Here is a 17,907-nt window from a genome sequence, read left to right as displayed (position 1 = left end):
AGTATTTTGAGGATGGGGAAGACTTGGTATTTGTGAAATTAAGGATTCGAGATCTATTGTTTTCTCCTTGGAAAGCGCCTCTTTTGGGGCCTCAGGAACAAACATTTGAGAAACAAAAAGAATCTCAGAAGAAAATTTTGACTAAACTTGAGTCTCGTTTGGAATCGGTTGAACTTCTTTTGTCCAATGAAAAATTAGAAGATGCAAAACTTCTCTTTCGGGTTTTGGCTTTCGATTTAGTTAACTTCCAATTACAAAGAGCCAACCAAAAGGAAATCCCAATTGATGGAGACCTAAATAGTTTTGTCATTCCAGAAACAGATAGAAAAGTAAAACCGTTTGGATTCACCAAATCTTTGGACCAAGTTTATCTTTTTAATGAAAAGGAAATGGATGAGGTTTTGTCGTCGGCCGTTGATACCTATGAATACCTTTTGTATGAATCTAAAAAAGAATTTAAGACACGATACCAAACTGCTTTGGATCAGTTTCGATTCATCAAACAAATTCGTTTTTTTTTGCTAAGTGTTGTTCTTTCCTTTTCTATCTTTGGATTCATCTACTACCAATACAAATATCCTCAAATAAAAGACCAATCCATCAAGTTGTATAGTTTCATCGGTAAAGATAGACCAGAAACTTCTGAGTCTATGATGGTATCTAGGCCCGTTTTTAAAAAAGACGTTGGGAATTGGGTAGATTATGAATGGACCTTACCTGATTTAATGTCTACGTTTGGTGGCCTGCGAATTGATCCTTTAGAACAAAGAGGGATTCGATTTTCTCTCGACCAAATATCAATTTTGGATGCCAAAGGCAAAGAACTGTATCATAAAAAGTTTGTTGTAAGTGCTAGTTTGTTACCAGAAGATTACCAAGATTTTTTAAAGATATCAGATATTAAAACTGTCGGAAAACAGACACCAGGCGAACTTGTGGAGATGGTTACCACAGGAAGAGATCCACAAATTCATTTGGTGTTTCCTATCCTTACAAATGCAAAAACCGTCAGATTAAAAATGAAATACATTGAAGCCCATAAAGTGAAGAAAAAATGATCTACCTATACCTCAAATTGATGCGTGTTCCCCAGTGGGTAAAAAATATTATCCTATTTGCCGGATTGATTTTTTCTAAAAAAATCTTTGAACTTCCTTCGTTAACAAAAGTTTGTTTAGCATTCCTTTGTTTTTCACTCGTGGCAAGTTGCCAATATGTTTTTAACGACTTCTTAGATCAAAAAGAGGATGCAAAACATCCAGAGAAAAAACATAGACCACTTGCAAGCGGAGAATTGGACTCAGGAATTGCATTGGCAATCACAGGAGTCATTTTACCTGTAGCCCTCATTGGTGCTTATAAACTATCTCCAGTTTTCTTTTATCTCACAATCTTCTACTTACTCTTTAATATGTTATATAGTAAGGTTTTGAAACATATTGTGATTCTAGATGTAATGAGTATTTCCATAGGATTTGTGTTACGTGCCATTGCCGGTGCCGTCGTCATTGGTGTGGAGTTTTCTCATTGGTTATTACTTTGTACATTTATGTTGGCACTCTTCTGGGGATTTTCCAAACGCCGAGGTGAGATCAATATTCTAAAAACGGATGCAGGGAAACATAGAAAGATTTTGGAAGAGTATTCCATTGAGTTTTTGGATTTGATGATGGCTGTGGTTGCCACCTTAACTCTTGTGAGTTATGTGATGTATACAGTCAGCCCTGAAACTGCAAAAAGTTTAGGAACCCCTTATATGGTGTATACAGTTCCCATTGTTGTGTATGCGATCTTTCGTTCCCTTTATATCATTTATATAAAGAACATGGGTCATAACCCAACCAAAGCCATCCTCACTGATGTCAGTGTCCTTGTTTCTGGGTTTATTTGGTTACTCCTCATCTTATTTTTAATGTTTGGGAACATATCGGGCCAAAACCCAGTCTTACAATAGAGACTATGAAAATTTGGAAGCAGTTGCCGTATGGATGGAAGGTGGTCTCCGCCTTTGTTTTCTTTTTTTCGACCACCCTTTGTTTTGCATACTTTAAAGGGCGGGACACCCATCCCGGTGTACCCATTGAAATCCTTGCCACCACTCCCACAGAGGCCAATTCGTGGAAGGGGCATCCCAAGGTAGTGTATTTTTGGGCGACTTGGTGCACCATCTGTAAGGCATACGCCCCTATTTTAGAAGCCAATTTAAAGTTTTTACCCAAATCCACCATCTTTCTCTCTGTTTTGGAAGCTGAAGATTCCGAAGAAACCAAAGACATCATGACAAAGCTCACTCCCGATGCAAAACATCCGATTTATGCTGCCGACTACAGAATGTTAAAGGAATGGAGGATTTCTGCTTATCCGACGACTGTTTTTTTGAATGAAGAAGGACAGGTTGTGTTTTCGGATACAGGAATCTTGAGCCCACTTGGGTTTTGGCTCCGTTCTTTTCTTTTGCGCTTTTTCTAATCTGTCGATGATATAACATGGATTCTTCCTTCAAACCCAAACCGCTTTTGAATAAGTCGGAACTCCGGCAAATCAAACGCAGTAAAACTAGGGTAGAAGGAAAAAAGGTCATCACTGATGACGTAAAAAAACTCAAATCTCTCAAGGTCACACCAGAGCTCAGTTTTCAGGAATCACTCGATTACTACAAAGAGCCGATTTGGATCGAATATTACATTCCAAAAGAATCTAGATTTGCTTTTGAAACCAAATATCTATTCATCCTTCTTGTAGATCCAAAAATCACAGACGAACCTTGTGATGCGGAAAGAAAACGGGCCTCTGCCAATCGCGAAATTGTGGATGTATTTGCTTATATGGAATCCCATCCAGAATCGATACGACTCATTGAAGATTCTTATCATTCTACAATTTCGATGCATGAAACAGTTCATCATATCTTTAAAGCCTATAAAGAAACGGGAGCAACGGAAGATTTAAAAACTGCCTGCTATTTAACAGAAGCACTTTTAAAATATGAACCAACCATTGCCGGTCTTACCTATTTTAGAGACTATGTAATTTATAATTTAAACTTTTTCATTCGCACTCTGAATCGTTTGAAGATAGAGTTTGCTCTCGAGGATGCCACTGTTTCCTTACTCATCAAACGCAGAAATGAACTTTAGGAATTGGAAAATCGTCCTGAAGATGAAGACTTCGATTTACTTGCTGCTCTTTTTTTTGAGCAGGCCTTTCCGAATCGCGGTGCGGGTGAACTTTCAAGTGACGATATGTTACTTTTTGAATAGTGAGTTTTAAACTTCATTATAAAAACCAATGAAATAAATCTAAAAGATTCTCTATTTCTGGAGAAAAAACTTCATTTTTGATGATGTTGGTCTCGGTGAGTTGCATGGTTATGGGAATCTTTTTTTCTTGGAAGGTAAAACTCAATTTCGAAACCGATTTTGTTTTTTCTTTCCATTTGGTTTGTGTATTTGATTCTTCTTCCAAAGGGAAACTATGCAGTAAAACATTCCAAAAATCTTGTTTGGAAACTAATACTTCAGAGATGTTTCCTATCCCTGTTTTCAGATCCCTATAAAGATGTTCTTTCATAAAGTCTTTGATCCCGATGGATAAAAATTGTTTTTCTCTTTTTAGTTTTGTAAGGCCCGGTACAGTGATGTGTGGATCGATGACATCCCAATCCAAAATTAGAAAATGACAAGTCCCTGTTTGGATCCTTTTGAGAAGAAATTCTAAATTTCCTTCTGCAAAAACAGTTTGACCCATGGTTTTTAAAAATACTGACAGATGTTTGTCTAAATTTTGATCCTTTGTGTAAATGACCCAAGTCAATTTTGACATAGGTAAGGTTTTACATGGCAAAGTATGGATTTCTGTGAAAGGTTTTTCCCATAACAAGGAAACACTGTTGTTTTTATAATCTTCTTTTTCTTCTTTTGTAAAACTACCGCATAATATTGGTTCTATGCTCCAGTCTAATAATTCTTTTGCAATTTCCGGATTTGGTTTTGAAAAAAGGCGAATGGAGTCTGGATAATCTTTCCAAGTTTTCTGCGTACATTCTTTTACGACAAACCCTTGTGCTTGTAACCATGTTACGATTAGGTTTTTTTCTGCGTCGGGAAGTTGTGTCAAAACAGCACCGAATAGAGTGTCCATTACGATTGTATTTTAGTTGACCCCCTAGGCTTGAAAGTCATTTTAAAAAGCATCTCCGATGAAGCTCCTTAAGCGATACGCAAACCGAAGACTTTATGATCCAGAAACTAGTTCCACCATCACACTAGAAGATGTGGCAAAGATGATCATCGGAGGAGAAGAAATCAAAGTCCAAGACAATATGACAGGCGAGGACATCACTCCTAAAATTTTGGGACAAACCTTTCTTAAAGTGAGTTTGGGACAGCGAAACGAAGACTTTTCCAACTTTATGTTGACCTCTCTCATTCGGGAAACGGGACGTGATGTCTCTGGCCTCTTTGAGCGATTGATTCTTGGGGGCATTGGAGCCAACTACCTCACTTCGGAACGTCTGGAAAAAATTGTCAATTCTATGGTGGAACTGGGCGAACTCAAAGAGGCGGACTTTAGCCACTACCGCGAAGATCTACTGCGTAAAATGGCCTCTCGGGCCAGTGAAAAAAAGGAACAAATCCAAAGGGATTTGGAAAAGTTCAGCCAATCTATTTTGGAAGAGGACAAGGCAACCCTTGGCGATCTTTCCGAAAAATTAAAAGAAGTCGCAGAAAAATTGAAAGAAAATTAACGAAAAAAGAAAAGAATATCCGTCCCTACTTAGAGGCGGTTTAGAATGATTCGAAAGGTTTTTTTGCTACTCTGTTTTCTCTGGGTTTCTGTTAGTTTATTTGCCGATACAGAAGAAGATTTTTTTGAAATCCAACGTGTTCGACTTTCTTCTTCCAATGTATTTGAAATTCGTGATGCCATTGACAAACTTACCTTTGTTAAATCAAACCAAGGAATTCGAGATATCATTTCGGCAATGGAAGGTTCTCTGAATTTTCCTTCAAGTCCAGGAAACGCCCCTGCCGTAAAATTTTACGCAGCCCAGGCACTCGGTAAAAAAGGGGACAAAATTGCTATACCATATTTAATCAAAACATACCAAAAAGAATCTGCAAACATTCCAGAACATAACCCTTTGGCACGCCGAACATGGAAAGACGGTGTGGCGGGTAGTAGTTCTCCATCCAGTCCTTATTTTTATGAGGATGGTGATATACCAATCACTTTGGCTTGTGGTGAAATTTTGCGGGCCTTAGGTTCTTTACCTCTCACTCCTGAGTCAGAATCGACAATCAAATCTGCACTCTCGAGTCCCAATTTTTATCTTCGCAGTTCTGCCGCCGATGCTTTGTATTTTTCAGGTAAAAAAGAATCGTTATCTAGTCTGCAAGATGCATTGGGAAAAGAATCCGTCCCTTATGCCAAAATTTCCATTCTTTCTGCCTTGGTTGGTTTGGAACGATTGCCAAACCAAAATTATAAATCCGTTTTAGAATCACTGACTGACAAAGATCCAGAGGTGCGAGGAAAGGCATCCGATGCACTGAAAAGATTGGATTTCCGAACGTCAGCACCTTACTTAGAAAAGGTGATTCAAACCGAGAATAACTCTAAAGTTTTGAAACAAATGAAATCAGATTACCAATTTCTCGTTTCCATTCGTACTCCTTAAGTTTTCTATTTTTCATTGTGGACAAATCCGCTTTTTCTCTTAAAATGTGACAGAGCGGAGAAATTATGAAATTAAATAGCATTCTAGAAGCCATCGGAAATACACCTCACGTAAGATTGTCACGACTTTTTGGAACCGACCATGAAGTTTATATGAAACTCGAAAGACAAAATCCTGGCGGATCAATCAAAGATCGAATTGCTCTCGCTATGATTGAAGAAGCAGAAAAATCAGGAAAATTAAAAAAAGATTCTTTTATTGTGGAGCCAACTTCCGGAAACACCGGGATCGGTCTTGCGATGGTGGCAGCTGTAAAAGGTTATGCGATTACACTCGTAATGCCAGAGCATATGTCTGTGGAACGAAGAAGAATTATGGCGGCATATGGAGCAAAGTTTGAATTAACACCAAGGGAAAAAGGGATGCCTGGCGCGATTGCAAAAGCACAAGAAATTGTAGCTGCCAATCCTAATGCTTGGATGCCGCAACAGTTCGAAAACGAAGCCAACATCCAAGTTCATAGAGAGAAAACAGCAGAAGAAATTGCAAAAGATTTCCCTGACGGTTTGGATTATATCATCACTGGCGTTGGTACTGGTGGGCATATCACAGGATGTGCTGAGAATTTAAAAAAGAGATTCCCAAAACTCAAAGTATTTGCTGTGGAACCAGAAGGTTCTCCTGTTCTCAGTGGTGGTAAACCTGGCCCACACCCCCTCCAAGGAATTGGTGCTGGATTCATTCCTAAAAACTGTAAAACAGAATTGCTTGATGGGATCATTACAGTTGGGAAAGATGAAGCCTTTACTATGGCGGTTCTTGCAGCTAAAAAAGAAGGAATTTTTATTGGAACTTCTTCCGGTGCTAGTCTTGCTGCTGTTTCGAAAAAATTAAAAGAAATTCCTGCAGGTTCTAAGGTTCTTACTTTCTGTTATGATACAGGAGAAAGATACCTATCTGTTGAAGGATTGTTTGTTTAATCGGGGCCAATTATCACCAAACTTTTAATAGTCGAATCACCGACAAAAGCAACAACAATCGCATCTTATTTAGATAAGGATTGGGTTGTTGTTGCTACCAAAGGTCATATAAAAGACCTACCAACCAAATCCTATGGGATCGATTTTCAAAATTCATTTGAACCGGAATACGAATGGTTAAAAGGAAAAAAAACAATTTTTTCCGCAATCAAAACCAAAGCCAAATTAGCTTCCATCATTTATATTGCTAGTGACCCCGATCGAGAGGGAGAAATTATCGCCAAACATTGTTTTGATGAATTGGTGAAACTCAAAAAACCAATGTTTCGCCTTCGTTTAAAGGAAATCTCCAAAGCGGAAGTAGACCGTCAGATCAAACTTAAATCTGGTTTGGATTTAGCAGAGATTGAATCACAAATTGCAAGACGAATAGTAGATCGAATTTTTGGATTTGAGGTTTCACCTGATTTATGGAAACAATTAAAAATTTCTTCCTTATCAGCAGGACGTGTGCAATCCACCGTCTTACATTGGATCTGTGAAAGAGAAAAAGAAATTCAAAACTTCTCTAAAGAGATTTACTACCAGTTGAAATTACATGGTTCTGTTTCTGGCGAGACTGTGGTTTTAGACCATCAAACAAAAGATAAATTAGATTCTAAATCGATCCAAAAAGTCCTTACGGATATAAAAATCCTACCGGAACCAAATCAGCTAAAAGAAATTCTATTATCCGAGATCAAAAAGAAAAATATCAAAAGAAATCCACCACCGGCATTCTCTACAGCAAGTTTACTCGAAACAAGTTTTCGTATCTTAGGTTTTGATTCCAAAAAAACAATGAAACTAGCCCAAACGCTCTTTGAGGGAAAATCCATTGGTTCTGGAGAACGAATTGGCATTATCACCTATATGCGTACGGATAGTACTCGTGTGTCCGATTCGAAACGAGAATTAGGAGTGAATTACTTAAAAAAACATTTTCCCGGTTTGGTTTTGGAAGGATCTATCTCTCCCAAAAAACAAAAAAAATACTCTCAAGATGCCCATGAGGCCGTGATCCCCATTCGTCCAGATTATAGTCCAGAGGTCATTGGTTCTTATTTATCAAATGAAGAAAGAAGTTTGTATAGCTTGATTTGGGATCGTTTTTTGACCTCGCTAATGAAGCCAGAGTTAGGTGAGGAAACCGTTTATGAATTCCATAAAAACAATCATGTTTTTATCTATAAAAATGAATTCATCACAGATTCTGGATTTAAGGCTTTTAGAAAAAGGGATCAGAAAAAAAGCTCGAAGAAGTTTGATTGGAAGATAGGAGAGCAGTTTTTATATGATTCGCACTCTATCGAAGAAAAACAAACGGAACCACCCGTTCGATACACACAAGGCAAACTAGTACAAAAGATGGAAGATACAGGAGTGGGGCGGCCATCCACTTATGGAAGTATCATTGAGACCTTAAGAACAAGAAAATACATCGTAGAATATCATAAGTCCATTGGGCCAACAACCCTTGGAATGATAGTGGATGATTATCTTTTTCTTAATTTTCAAGAGATGATTGGAGAATCATTCACCAAAGACTTGGAAAACAAGTTAGACCAAATTACCGAGGATAAATCATCACGTATCGATCTGATCCAAAATTTTTATGATAGTTTGCTAGGTTTGTTGCGTACGCCGAGAAAAAAATATACGAGTACGGAAAGAAAGTATCCCAAATATAAAGAAGAAACTCTTCCTGGTTCTTACACAAAACCCAACCCAAATCGTTCCGCAAGGATAAAAGCCTCTACAACTAAAATTTCTATTCCCAAAGAGCAGACGAATGCAAAAACTTGTCCCGTTTGCAAAGAAGGTGTTGTGAAAACGAAACTAGGGAAAAAAGGAAAAACCATTTATTTCTGCTCGCGTTACCCGCATTGTGACTACATCACTTATGAATCATAAACAAAAGAAAACACTCATTCTCGTGAATTTGGGTGGTCCACGGACATCTGACGAAATTGAAGTTTTTTTGACGGATCTATTCACGGATCCTTTTGTTTTCGATTTGCCTTTGCCTGAATTTTTGCGATTGCCTTTGGCACGTTTGATTGCCAAAAAGAGAACCCCCAAAGTGAAAAGAACATATGAATCCATGGGATTTGGGGGTGGTTCTCCGTTGGTTTCAGAAACAGAAAAACAAGCCAAAGTTTTGGAAAAAATCTTAAACGACAAAACTTCAATCGATTGGACAGTCAATGTGGCAATGACCTGTGGTTTTCCTCATATCAGAGATCCCAAATTTGAAAAACCAAGTCCTAACACAATTTATCTGCCGTTATATCCACAATTTTCTCGTTCTACTGTACTTTCTACTCTTAGTCATTTAGAAAAAAAATTTCATGAATGCCCTATTGGGAGTGGGGGATATGTTCCAACTTTTGCTCGCGACTCAAAATACCACCAAATATCAGCTAGGTTCATTTTTGATTTTTTCTCTGGTGTTTTGAATGAAGCAGATTTTTTACATTTTCCGAAAGGCAAATTAGCGAACGATTGGAAAAATCTTGATTTGGTGTTTTCTGCTCATGGAGTTCCTATGCGGTTGATCCGGAAAGGAGACCAATACATGCAAGAAATTGAATCCTCTGTTTTGGGGATCACTGAAGTTTTACGATCTTATGGATTCCTTGGAAAATCACATATATCTTATCAAAGTAAGGTAGGACCTGCAGAATGGACCGCACCGAGTTCATTAAGTTTGATAGAGTCTCTTGCGAAAGAAGGTAAATCAATCGCAGTTTTTCCTATCAGTTTTGTCAGTGATCACTTAGAAACCTTGGAAGAAATTGGAGAACAGTTTAAAAATCTTGCCTTAGATTCAGGAGCGAAAGATTTTATTCGAATTCCAGCATTTGGTACGTATCTTCCGTTTTTGGAATACCTTGCAGAGAAAGTATTGTTGGCCGACGGTTCGATCAATGAATGTTTATGTAAAAAAATGGGAGGAGAGTCACTCACTACTTGTCGATTCAAAAAGTGATCTGAGCCCTATTCCTTTTCTATAATTCCCAAAAAAACGAATATCGATTCCTTTTTTTAACCAATCGGCTTCCATAACATCCATAATACGGTTAAACTCAAATAACTTTCTATCGTAAGCTGGAAATACGCCGTTCCACGAAGTAATATACACTTCGTTAGGCGAATCGGTTTTATTTGTAATACGTTCACGATCTTTTTCGAGTATGGATTCCCAAGATTCATTTTCCGATTGTTTGGCCGATTCTGGATAAATCCATGTTTCTGAGTGGAGTCCATGTTTGGACCGGCCCGGAAAGATATCAGAATTGGATAAGACACCGAGTGCGCGGATTCCTTCGTTTTTTGCAAAGAGGACACCAAAACAGGGTTTTTTGGTTAGGTGGAATCTTCCAAATCTTGTAATGGTTGTAATCGAAAGTAAGTTAGGTGTTTCGTTTGGTTGGATTCGGTTTCCAAGTACTGAGATTAAACTTTTTAATGAAATACAAAATCGGATCTTACCTTCCCATTTTAAGATTTCATCCAAAGTCTGCATTGGGTAATTGGTTTTGATTTCTATTCTAGGTTCTAAGTATCGGACTAAATAAGAAACGAGATCACCCATTCCTTGGGGAAAAGATACAGTTCCGAGAGATTTTCCTTTTTTCTTTTTGATTTCTTTTAAGATCGTGTTTTTCCCTGAGCCATCCCAGTTAGAAAAAATTGATTCTGCTTGAAGCGCATCCAATCTTGTTCCGTAAACTCCACCGATGGCGGGTTCAATGATATTTTTTGTAACCGAAGTCCCAAACATTTGACAGGCCCAGGTTTCGAAGTTTTGAGTTTGATTAAACTTTATCTTTTTGAATCCAATGGCAAATAAAAGTTTTAGTCCAGCTAATATTGAAATAGGTAACCTAGAAATTTTCCCCTTTACCCAAAAGTATCTTCTTTTCGCAGCTTTGTTCGGGAAAAGCGGAGTTAGGCCAATGTCATCTAACATAAGTTTGATTTTGTCTGTCAGTAATACTCCATTGGCAGCAAGTTCCACTAATCCTTCTTCTACAGTTTTAGTGCCAATCACTCCACCTAACTTTTCTGACTGTTCATACAAAATTACGGAGTCACCACGTTTTGTATGATGGTAAGCAAGAAATAATCCAGTAATTCCTCCTCCAATGATATGAACTTTTCTGTTCATATCGCTTTTGAGAACACTGGTTTTGTCGGTTGACTAAGTTGCAATTTTTCATCGAAGGCCATGGCAACAATTCGTAAAAATGGTTTGCCAAGCTCGGTAACGATAAGTGTTTCCTCTTCCCAATGAACAAGCTTGTCTGATTCCATCTCTTGCAAAAAGTTCGAGACATGGGATTTGATATCGTTCGGAACTTTCACTTTCCAAGAGGTCATTAAATCTAAAATTAATTGTTTTCTCTTTTGATCTGATCGAGTCAATTTGTGTCCACGTAGGATCGGGATGGTTCCATCTAAAATAGATTTACGATACTTCATTTCTAGTTTTTGGTTTTGAAAAAATAGATTTGGAGTTTCAGAAATGGAAGATGAACCTAGCCCTAACATAACATCTGTTTTTGATTCACTATAACCCATAAAATTTCTATGGAGTTTATTTTCGTTGAACGCTTTCCATAATTTATCGTGAGGTAGGGCAAAGTGATCCATTCCAATTTCACGGTAACCTTCTTTTTCTAATAACGATCTTCCCATTTCATAAAGATCACGTTTTAAAGTGGGTTCAGGAAGATCTTTTTCTGTGAATAATCTTTGTGAGGCCTTAATCCATGGAACATGTGCATAAGAATAAAATGCGATTCGGTCTGGTTTTAGTTCCAAAGTTTTTTCTATCGAATACTGCATGGAATCGAGGGTTTGTTTTGGTAATCCATAGATTAAATCGAAATTGATAGAATCAAACCCTAGAACTCTTGCTTCTAAAGTGATATTTTCTGTGAGTTCAAAGGGTTGGATTCTGTTGACTAACCTTTGGACTTCTGGATCAAAATCCTGAACTCCCAAACTAATTCTTCGAAATCCCAACTTTTGTAAAAGTTTGAGTTGGGAAATTCTTGTTCTCCTCGGATCTACTTCGATGGAATATTGTGGATCTTCTGCCGGATTTAATTTAGTTAAAATAAATTCGATCGTGGATTGTAAATTGTAATCGGAGAGATAAGTTGGACTTCCGCCGCCTAAATGAAGTTCACTTAAGTTCTTTCCATTTAAACTTGATACTTTTTCTGAATATAGATGCAATTCGTTTTTTAGGGCAGTGACATAGGGTTCTTCTACCGTATGATTTTTTGTGATGGAAGTATTACAACCACAGAAAGTGCATAATGTTTCACAAAAGGGGATATGGAGATAAATTGCTAATTTTGAATCTTTAGGAGATAGATATGTATCCAATGATTGTATGCATTCATCTAAAGTAGGAGAGTCAGTCCAATAAGGAACTGTCGGATAACTCGTGTATCTTGGGGCAGGCGTATCATATTTTTCGAGTAGATGTTTCATTCGCTAAATACCTTCCTTGTTTCGTCAATGAGGAGATGAATGGAAGTTTCGGGTGTAAATTGTAAAACTCCATGACCAAGGCCAGCCACCCATCCTTTTCTTTCTTTCGGATCTAAATCTTTGATGGATAAAAGATACTCTCTAATTTTGTGTTTAAGAGTATTTGGATCAGCAAACAGTAGCTCTTGATCGAAGTTTCCTTGGATAAAACCTTTCCCACCGAAGGTTTTTAATGTCTGAGAAATCGAAAAACGATGGTCTACTCCAAATCCTGCTAGGTATGGGATTTCATGAATTCGTCTAATATGTTCTTCTGTTGAATTTTTAGCATAATAACCAATTTGTTTTGGATAGATTTTTGCAAACTCAGAAATCGGTTCTACTACGTAACGATTGAAGTTATAGGGATCCAACATTCCTGCCGCCGTATCAAAAATCATAACCACTTCTGCTCCGCCTTGCAGTTGTAACTCTATGTTTTGTTTCAATAGAGGAACTAGGATTGAATATAATTGATCTACGAAGTTTTGGTTGGTTTTGATAAAGGAAAGATTTCCATCATGTTTGCCTATACTTGCATAAGTCATAAGTGTGAAGGGTCCACCTACAAATCCAATGAGAGAAACATCTTTTGGTAAAACTTCTCTTGTTCGAATGACTGCTTCTTTTTGAAATTTTAATCCTTCAATTGCTTCTTCCGGAGTTTTTAAACGTTTTAAATCATTTTCAGAAGTGAGAGAAAATGAAAGTTTAGGGCCTGGATCATACTTTAATCCCATTCCGAGTGCTTCTAGGGGAAATAGAAGATCGGAAAAAAGAATGCTCACGTCAAAACCAAATTCTTTGACCGGTCCAATTGCTACTTCTGCTGCAAGTTCTGGTTGTTTGCATAAATCCATAAAACTATAAGTCTCTTTAAGTTTACGGTAGTGAGAGTGGTATCTACCTGCCTGGCGCATAAACCATATCGGTGGGACTGATTGCGGAATTAGGTTTAAAGCATTTCTAAATCTTTCATTTCTGAATGTAGTAGTGATCATTTTATTTCCTTTAGCGCCTGTTTGGTTTTGTTTAAGGTTTCTTCTATTACTTCGTCACTATGGACAGTGGATAAAAATCCAACTTCATATCCACTTGGGGCAAGATACACACCAGCATTTAGAAGTTTATGGAAAAAAATTGCGAATTTTGCTTTATGATCGCTAGGGATGTTAGTTATGGTTCGAACAGTATTTTTTGTTTTTCCTTTTAACCAAAATAGGCTCCCGAATGTTACGGCTTCCCAATCATTTTCACCTGACTCTTCTAATAATTTCAAAATACCAGAAGTGAGTTTTTTAGTTTTTGATTCTAATTCAGGGTAAGGATTTTCATTCCAAGCTTTGGTTAAAGTTTTTAAACCTGCCCGCATACCAACGGGATTTGCTGATAGAGTTCCCGCTTGGTACACCGGGCCACTTGGTGCAACCAAATCCATTAAGTCTTTTTTACCGGCATAGGCTCCCACAGGAAAACCACCACCGATGATTTTTCCATAACAAACTAAGTCTGGAACAATTCCAGTAAGTCCTGCCATACCTTGAAATGATACTCGGAACCCAGAGATCACTTCATCAAACAAAAGTAATGTGCCATATTTGTTTGTAAGTTCTCTACATTTTTTTAAGAATTCAGTTCTTTGGGGAAGGAGTCCATAGTTTGCGGGGACGGGTTCTATCGCAAGACATGCGATATCTTTTCCCTGTTCTTGAAACAGTTTTTCTAAAGCATCTTCATCATCTAATGGTAATACGAGTGTATTTTGAATGATCTCGGGACCAATCCCTTTGCTATCGCTGGAACTGAGACCGGCAAGACCGGAACCTGCTTTTACAAGTAATTGGTCGAGGTGTCCATGATAACATCCGTCAAATTTCAAAATTTTACTTCTTCCAGTGGCTGCTCTTGCCACGCGGAGAGCACTCATTACTGCTTCTGTCCCAGAATTGACAAAACGAATTTTTTCTACCCAAGGAATACGGCTTGTGATGAACTCAGCTAGCTCCAGAGAATAAGGTTCACAGGCACCAAAGGACCAAGCTTTTTTTACTGTATCTTCCACTACTTCTTGAATTTCTGGATGTCTATGGCCGAAGAGAAGTGGACCAAAACTTAAACAATAGTCTATGTATTGTTTTCCTTCAACTGACTTTAAATAGGCGCCATTTGCTTCACTGAAAAAAACCGGTGTACCGCCAACAGAGGCAAAGGAGCGAACAGGGCTATGTACGCCACCAGGAACAACATTTTTAGAACGAAGAAAGAGTTCTTCTGAATTCATGAATACAACCTTTGTGCAATTCTTGCACCATATGTAATTAAATATGAAGACCCGGCTCTTCTGAAGACATCCCAAGTTTCTTTTAATCCATCTTCAAAATTTAAAAATCCTTCGTTGGCTAAATACACCAAACTGGCATATTCGCCACTGACTTGATAAGCACCGGTAGGAAGTCCTGTTTTTTCTTTGATCGGTCCGATAAGATCAATTGCAGTCATTCCAGGTTTAACCATAAGTAAATCTGCACCTTCTTCTTTATCTCGAATGGATGTGTGGATTGCAGTATCACGATCACGAACATCAAGTTGGTATCCGCTTCGATCTCCAAATTGTGGTGAGGAATCGGCAGCACCGCGGAATGGTCCGTAAAAGTTACTTTTGAATTTTGTGGAATAACTCATGATCGGAACCATTGTATGTCCATTTGCATCCAATATTTTTCTATGTGAACCGACTCGACCATCCATCATATCACTTGGAGCAATTCCATCTGCTCCTGCATCAGCATAAATTAATGCAAGGTCGGATAATCGTTTTAAAGTTAATTCAAGATCTATGGTTCCTGATTTGTGGAAGTGGCAACAATGCCCTGTTGTTGTCACAGAACAGATGCAGGTGTCTAACCAGAGAAACATATTGGGAAAGTTTTTTTTGATAAGGCTGATGTTAGAATGATAAAAGTCCTTTGGAAAACTGGTGTCCGATTTATCTTTTGGCACCATAAATAATAAAAACTGAGATACTCCTGCTATTAAATCGGATTCAATTTGTGTTAAAATGGATTGATTTGTATCGCGATAAACACCTGGTAATCCTTTGATTGGTTCCTTTTCAGAAATACCTTCTGCAAGGAAAAGTGGTTGGATCATTTTGTTTACATTTAATGATCCTGTTTCGCCTAAGTTTCTTAAGTATTGATTGGAACGTAATCGTAGTGTTTGTTTTTTCATGGTTTTATATACCTTTCTACCCAAGAATCAAATGAAAGTGATACGAAAACTCTGGTTGATGCTGCAGTTTCACCTATCATCTGTTTGATTTTTTTAAATGTTGATCCAGGTCCTACAAAATGAATTACATTTAATAATTCAGGAAATCGTTTAGTGATGATATCAAATTCCGAACCACTCCGCCAATAGGCTGCTTTGATTTTCGAAATATCAAAAGGAACAGGGATTTCCGGTGCAGAAACAAAATAAGTTGGGACAACTGGATAAATGCTATTATGTTTGTCAGAGTCTACATGAGTCAGTTTAACAAACTTTGGACTCCTTCCCAAGAGAAGTTCAATGTTTGGTGGTTCACTTTCACCTAATCCGTCACAGGTTCCATTTACCCAAAATCCTCTAAGAGCTAAGTCTTTCCAGGTCGAAAGTCCAGCGGACCAGAGGATTTGATTTGTTGGGTTTACTGATAAATCGAGAGGGAATGCATAACCTCGGGAGACAAATACATCTACATCTTTCGGTATGGAATACGTTAACCGTTCCCTCTGTCTTGCTGCCATCTTTGCGTTCGGAGGCCAAACTTCATTTCGGTGGAAGTTAAGATTGGGGCTACCTGACAATTCTTTTGTAAATAAAGTTTTTCCATCTTCTGTTTCTCCTCTAACAAAAGTTATTTTTCCGTAATCTCTCGTTAAGACAGAAACTCCGATTTTTTGATGGCACCCACCACCATATTGCGACAAAATTTTTCTTTCTTCGTTTGCTGTTAATTCAGCATCTGCATCAGAAATTTCTCTTAAGATTGTTTTTAAAAGTTTATCTTCTTTTCTTATTTCGGCACAAAGGGCACCCTGAGCGGGGGCACTAGGGAAAATAGAAGAAGGCATCACCATAAATAGTGAAAGGTTGATTGTTTCTCTAATTAATTGTTTTACGTCGCCAAGCTCAGGGATTTGGTTTTCTTCATCATTGAAACTAAGGATTCTATCTAAAGCCGCTTTCGCAACGAGGATCCCTCCATTTTCATGTTCCATATATTTTCGAAGTCTTGTCTGGATGTTTCCTCTGACAGATTCGATTTTGACCTGGAAGGAATTAATCGGTGTTGGAAAGTAGGATTTTACAAAATCATGAATATGATGTTCTCTTCGTGGAGAAGAAGTAAGGATCGTAATTTCTGTTGGTGCGGAGATCCATTTGTTTCTTTTGAATAACAAAACATCTCGAACATCTTCTCTTGGTAAGATGGGAACTAAAAGTGTGTCTTTACGTTCTCTTAAATCCATATCTTTCCAGGAATGAATGGCGATATCAATTTTATGATTTAATAAATCTTCTTGGAGGTCTTTTGTAAAAATTCCTTGCCCTGCAAATTGCCAAAGCGGTGTTTTGAGATCTTTATCGCCTGCAGATTCTCTAAAAACTGTTTGGAACTCTTTTGTTTTGTTTTTTTGTCGGAGTGTTTTGATTACGGATAGAATTTGAATTCGAGAAAGAAGGGAGGACCTTCCTCCTACCTTGATGATATCAGACAAGTAAATCTTCCCAGCCATTCATAATATGTATTTGTTCTTCCTCCCGTTCCCTAGTGAGTTCCGTCAGAAAAAATTGTAAGTCCATTTTAACCGATTGAATTTGTTCATCCGTTTCTTGGAGATCACTTAAAATTTGCGATAGAGGAATGTAATTTTTATAATTATGGTTTTTGATAGTCGTTTCTCTAAAATCCAAAATGAAAGATGAACTTTCTATCATGGAATCCCAGTTAAATGGTAAAAAACTTGAAGCGATGACGATTGCCTCTTCTCCTGGTTGGTAGTCTTCCCAGTGATGAGTTGTGATTGGAAATTCCTTTTGTAAGTCGTTTAGTTTTGTTTGGTTTCGACCAATGAGTCGGACTTCTTTGTCTTTTGAAATTAGATAAGGAAGAATTGACGTCGCAAGTTTTCCAGTCCCAAGTAAGGTAACAGATTTGTGTTTTTGCAAATAAGATTCAGCAACACTTCCATACGTTTGTCTTCCAAGTCCGGTTAAGTATTTGGAACGAATTTGTTTTGTGTGTTCCAATATTTGGTCTCGTAATCGTAAGAGAGATAACGCAAATGTAGATTCATTTACTTTTTCTTCCCGGAAACGATCGCGAAACTGTGCTTGGATTTCTGATTCTCCAAACAATTTGGATCGTAAGCCGGAAACAACTTCGAGTAAAAACCGGTAGGCTTCAAATCCGTGAAAAACTTCGTAACCTTTATAAAAACGTTCGGATTCTGCGATGGGGAAAAGGCGTCGATCACCAAATGCAATATTCCTTTGGCAAGTTTGCCAAACCTCTAAACCGGCATCGTCTAAAGGATTGCCGACGGGATCATTTGAATGTAATAGAATCAGGTTCGACCACATAATTTTATTCTATCAAATACAAAGTTCCAA

At 37.8% G+C, this 17,907-nt stretch carries 16 protein-coding genes and 1 pseudogene; 9 read left to right on the top strand and 8 right to left on the bottom strand.

Going from position 1 to position 17,907, the window contains the following annotated elements:
- Positions 1 to 23: 23 nt before the first annotated feature.
- From CLV96_RS05275 to CLV96_RS05260, 4 genes and pseudogenes are all read left to right on the top strand, one after another.
- A complete protein-coding gene (locus tag CLV96_RS05275) occupies positions 24 to 1,058 on the top strand; it encodes a hypothetical protein (RefSeq protein ID WP_040917576.1) in 1,035 nt (344 codons plus the stop codon).
- Positions 1,055 to 1,954 carry a decaprenyl-phosphate phosphoribosyltransferase gene (locus CLV96_RS05270; RefSeq protein WP_040917577.1) on the top strand — a complete coding sequence of 300 codons (900 nt, stop codon included), beginning with the start codon at positions 1,055 to 1,057 and terminating at the stop codon, positions 1,952 to 1,954. Before CLV96_RS05275 ends, CLV96_RS05270 begins: the two co-directional genes overlap by 4 nt.
- A gap of 5 nt (positions 1,955 to 1,959) precedes the next feature.
- Complete coding sequence (locus tag CLV96_RS05265) at positions 1,960 to 2,469, top strand: TlpA family protein disulfide reductase (protein WP_004788853.1); 510 nt, start codon at positions 1,960 to 1,962, stop codon at positions 2,467 to 2,469.
- Positions 2,470 to 2,486: 17 nt separating this feature from the next.
- Positions 2,487 to 3,260 (top strand): annotated as a pseudogene (locus CLV96_RS05260) (hypothetical protein).
- A gap of 16 nt (positions 3,261 to 3,276) precedes the next feature.
- Here the strand turns inward: CLV96_RS05260 and CLV96_RS05255 are convergent.
- Positions 3,277 to 4,140: a hypothetical protein gene (locus tag CLV96_RS05255; protein ID WP_004788863.1), complete on the bottom strand. Its 864-nt coding sequence runs from the start codon at positions 4,138 to 4,140 to the stop codon at positions 3,277 to 3,279.
- Positions 4,141 to 4,198: 58 nt separating this feature from the next.
- Here CLV96_RS05255 and CLV96_RS05250 point away from each other — a divergent pair, with 58 nt between their 5' ends.
- The 5 genes from CLV96_RS05250 to hemH all read left to right on the top strand — a co-directional run bounded on the left by CLV96_RS05250 (position 4,199) and on the right by hemH (position 9,691).
- Positions 4,199 to 4,747: a polyhydroxyalkanoate synthesis regulator DNA-binding domain-containing protein gene (locus tag CLV96_RS05250; RefSeq protein ID WP_004789271.1), complete on the top strand. Its 549-nt coding sequence runs from the start codon at positions 4,199 to 4,201 to the stop codon at positions 4,745 to 4,747.
- 45 nt (positions 4,748 to 4,792) lie between these two features.
- Entirely contained in the window at positions 4,793 to 5,680 is an 888-nt protein-coding gene (locus CLV96_RS05245; protein ID WP_004788636.1) for a HEAT repeat domain-containing protein, read from the top strand.
- Positions 5,681 to 5,745: 65 nt separating this feature from the next.
- A complete protein-coding gene (gene cysK / locus CLV96_RS05240) occupies positions 5,746 to 6,660 on the top strand; it encodes a cysteine synthase A (RefSeq protein WP_004788535.1) in 915 nt (304 codons plus the stop codon).
- Between the two features lie 57 nt (positions 6,661 to 6,717).
- Positions 6,718 to 8,613, top strand: a complete 1,896-nt coding sequence (locus tag CLV96_RS05235; RefSeq protein ID WP_040917580.1) for a type IA DNA topoisomerase — start codon at positions 6,718 to 6,720, stop codon at positions 8,611 to 8,613.
- Positions 8,603 to 9,691: a ferrochelatase gene (gene hemH / locus CLV96_RS05230; protein ID WP_004788336.1), complete on the top strand. Its 1,089-nt coding sequence runs from the start codon at positions 8,603 to 8,605 to the stop codon at positions 9,689 to 9,691. The genes CLV96_RS05235 and hemH overlap by 11 nt, the downstream gene beginning before the upstream one ends.
- Here the strand turns inward: hemH and CLV96_RS05225 are convergent.
- From CLV96_RS05225 to CLV96_RS05195, 7 genes are read right to left on the bottom strand one after another with little or no spacing between them, the layout of a single operon-like run.
- Entirely contained in the window at positions 9,662 to 10,873 is a 1,212-nt protein-coding gene (locus CLV96_RS05225) for a protoporphyrinogen/coproporphyrinogen oxidase (protein ID WP_004789109.1), read from the bottom strand. The two genes, hemH and CLV96_RS05225, sit on opposite strands and share 30 nt — an antisense overlap.
- Entirely contained in the window at positions 10,870 to 12,210 is a 1,341-nt protein-coding gene (gene hemN, locus CLV96_RS05220; RefSeq protein WP_004788377.1) for an oxygen-independent coproporphyrinogen III oxidase, read from the bottom strand. The genes CLV96_RS05225 and hemN overlap by 4 nt, the downstream gene beginning before the upstream one ends.
- Positions 12,207 to 13,250: a uroporphyrinogen decarboxylase family protein gene (locus CLV96_RS05215; protein ID WP_040917581.1), complete on the bottom strand. Its 1,044-nt coding sequence runs from the start codon at positions 13,248 to 13,250 to the stop codon at positions 12,207 to 12,209. Before CLV96_RS05215 ends, hemN begins: the two co-directional genes overlap by 4 nt.
- On the bottom strand, positions 13,247 to 14,530 hold the full coding sequence (gene hemL, locus CLV96_RS05210) for a glutamate-1-semialdehyde 2,1-aminomutase (protein WP_004788763.1): 1,284 nt from the start codon (positions 14,528 to 14,530) through the stop codon (positions 13,247 to 13,249). Before hemL ends, CLV96_RS05215 begins: the two co-directional genes overlap by 4 nt.
- Positions 14,527 to 15,480, bottom strand: coding sequence for a porphobilinogen synthase (gene hemB, locus CLV96_RS05205; protein WP_004788534.1), 954 nt, complete (start codon positions 15,478 to 15,480; stop codon positions 14,527 to 14,529). The genes hemL and hemB overlap by 4 nt, the downstream gene beginning before the upstream one ends.
- Positions 15,477 to 17,030, bottom strand: a complete 1,554-nt coding sequence (gene hemC, locus CLV96_RS05200; RefSeq protein ID WP_243836411.1) for a hydroxymethylbilane synthase — start codon at positions 17,028 to 17,030, stop codon at positions 15,477 to 15,479. Before hemC ends, hemB begins: the two co-directional genes overlap by 4 nt.
- Positions 17,005 to 17,877, bottom strand: a complete 873-nt coding sequence (locus CLV96_RS05195) for a Rossmann-fold NAD(P)-binding domain-containing protein (RefSeq protein ID WP_004789170.1) — start codon at positions 17,875 to 17,877, stop codon at positions 17,005 to 17,007. Before CLV96_RS05195 ends, hemC begins: the two co-directional genes overlap by 26 nt.
- Positions 17,878 to 17,907 lie beyond the last annotated feature (30 nt).

The sequence above is a fragment of the Leptospira meyeri genome, assembly GCF_004368965.1.
GTDB lineage: Bacteria > Spirochaetota > Leptospiria > Leptospirales > Leptospiraceae > Leptospira_A > Leptospira_A meyeri.
Note: the sequence above shows the minus strand (reverse complement) of the source record. Positions and strands in the feature narration are given on the sequence as shown.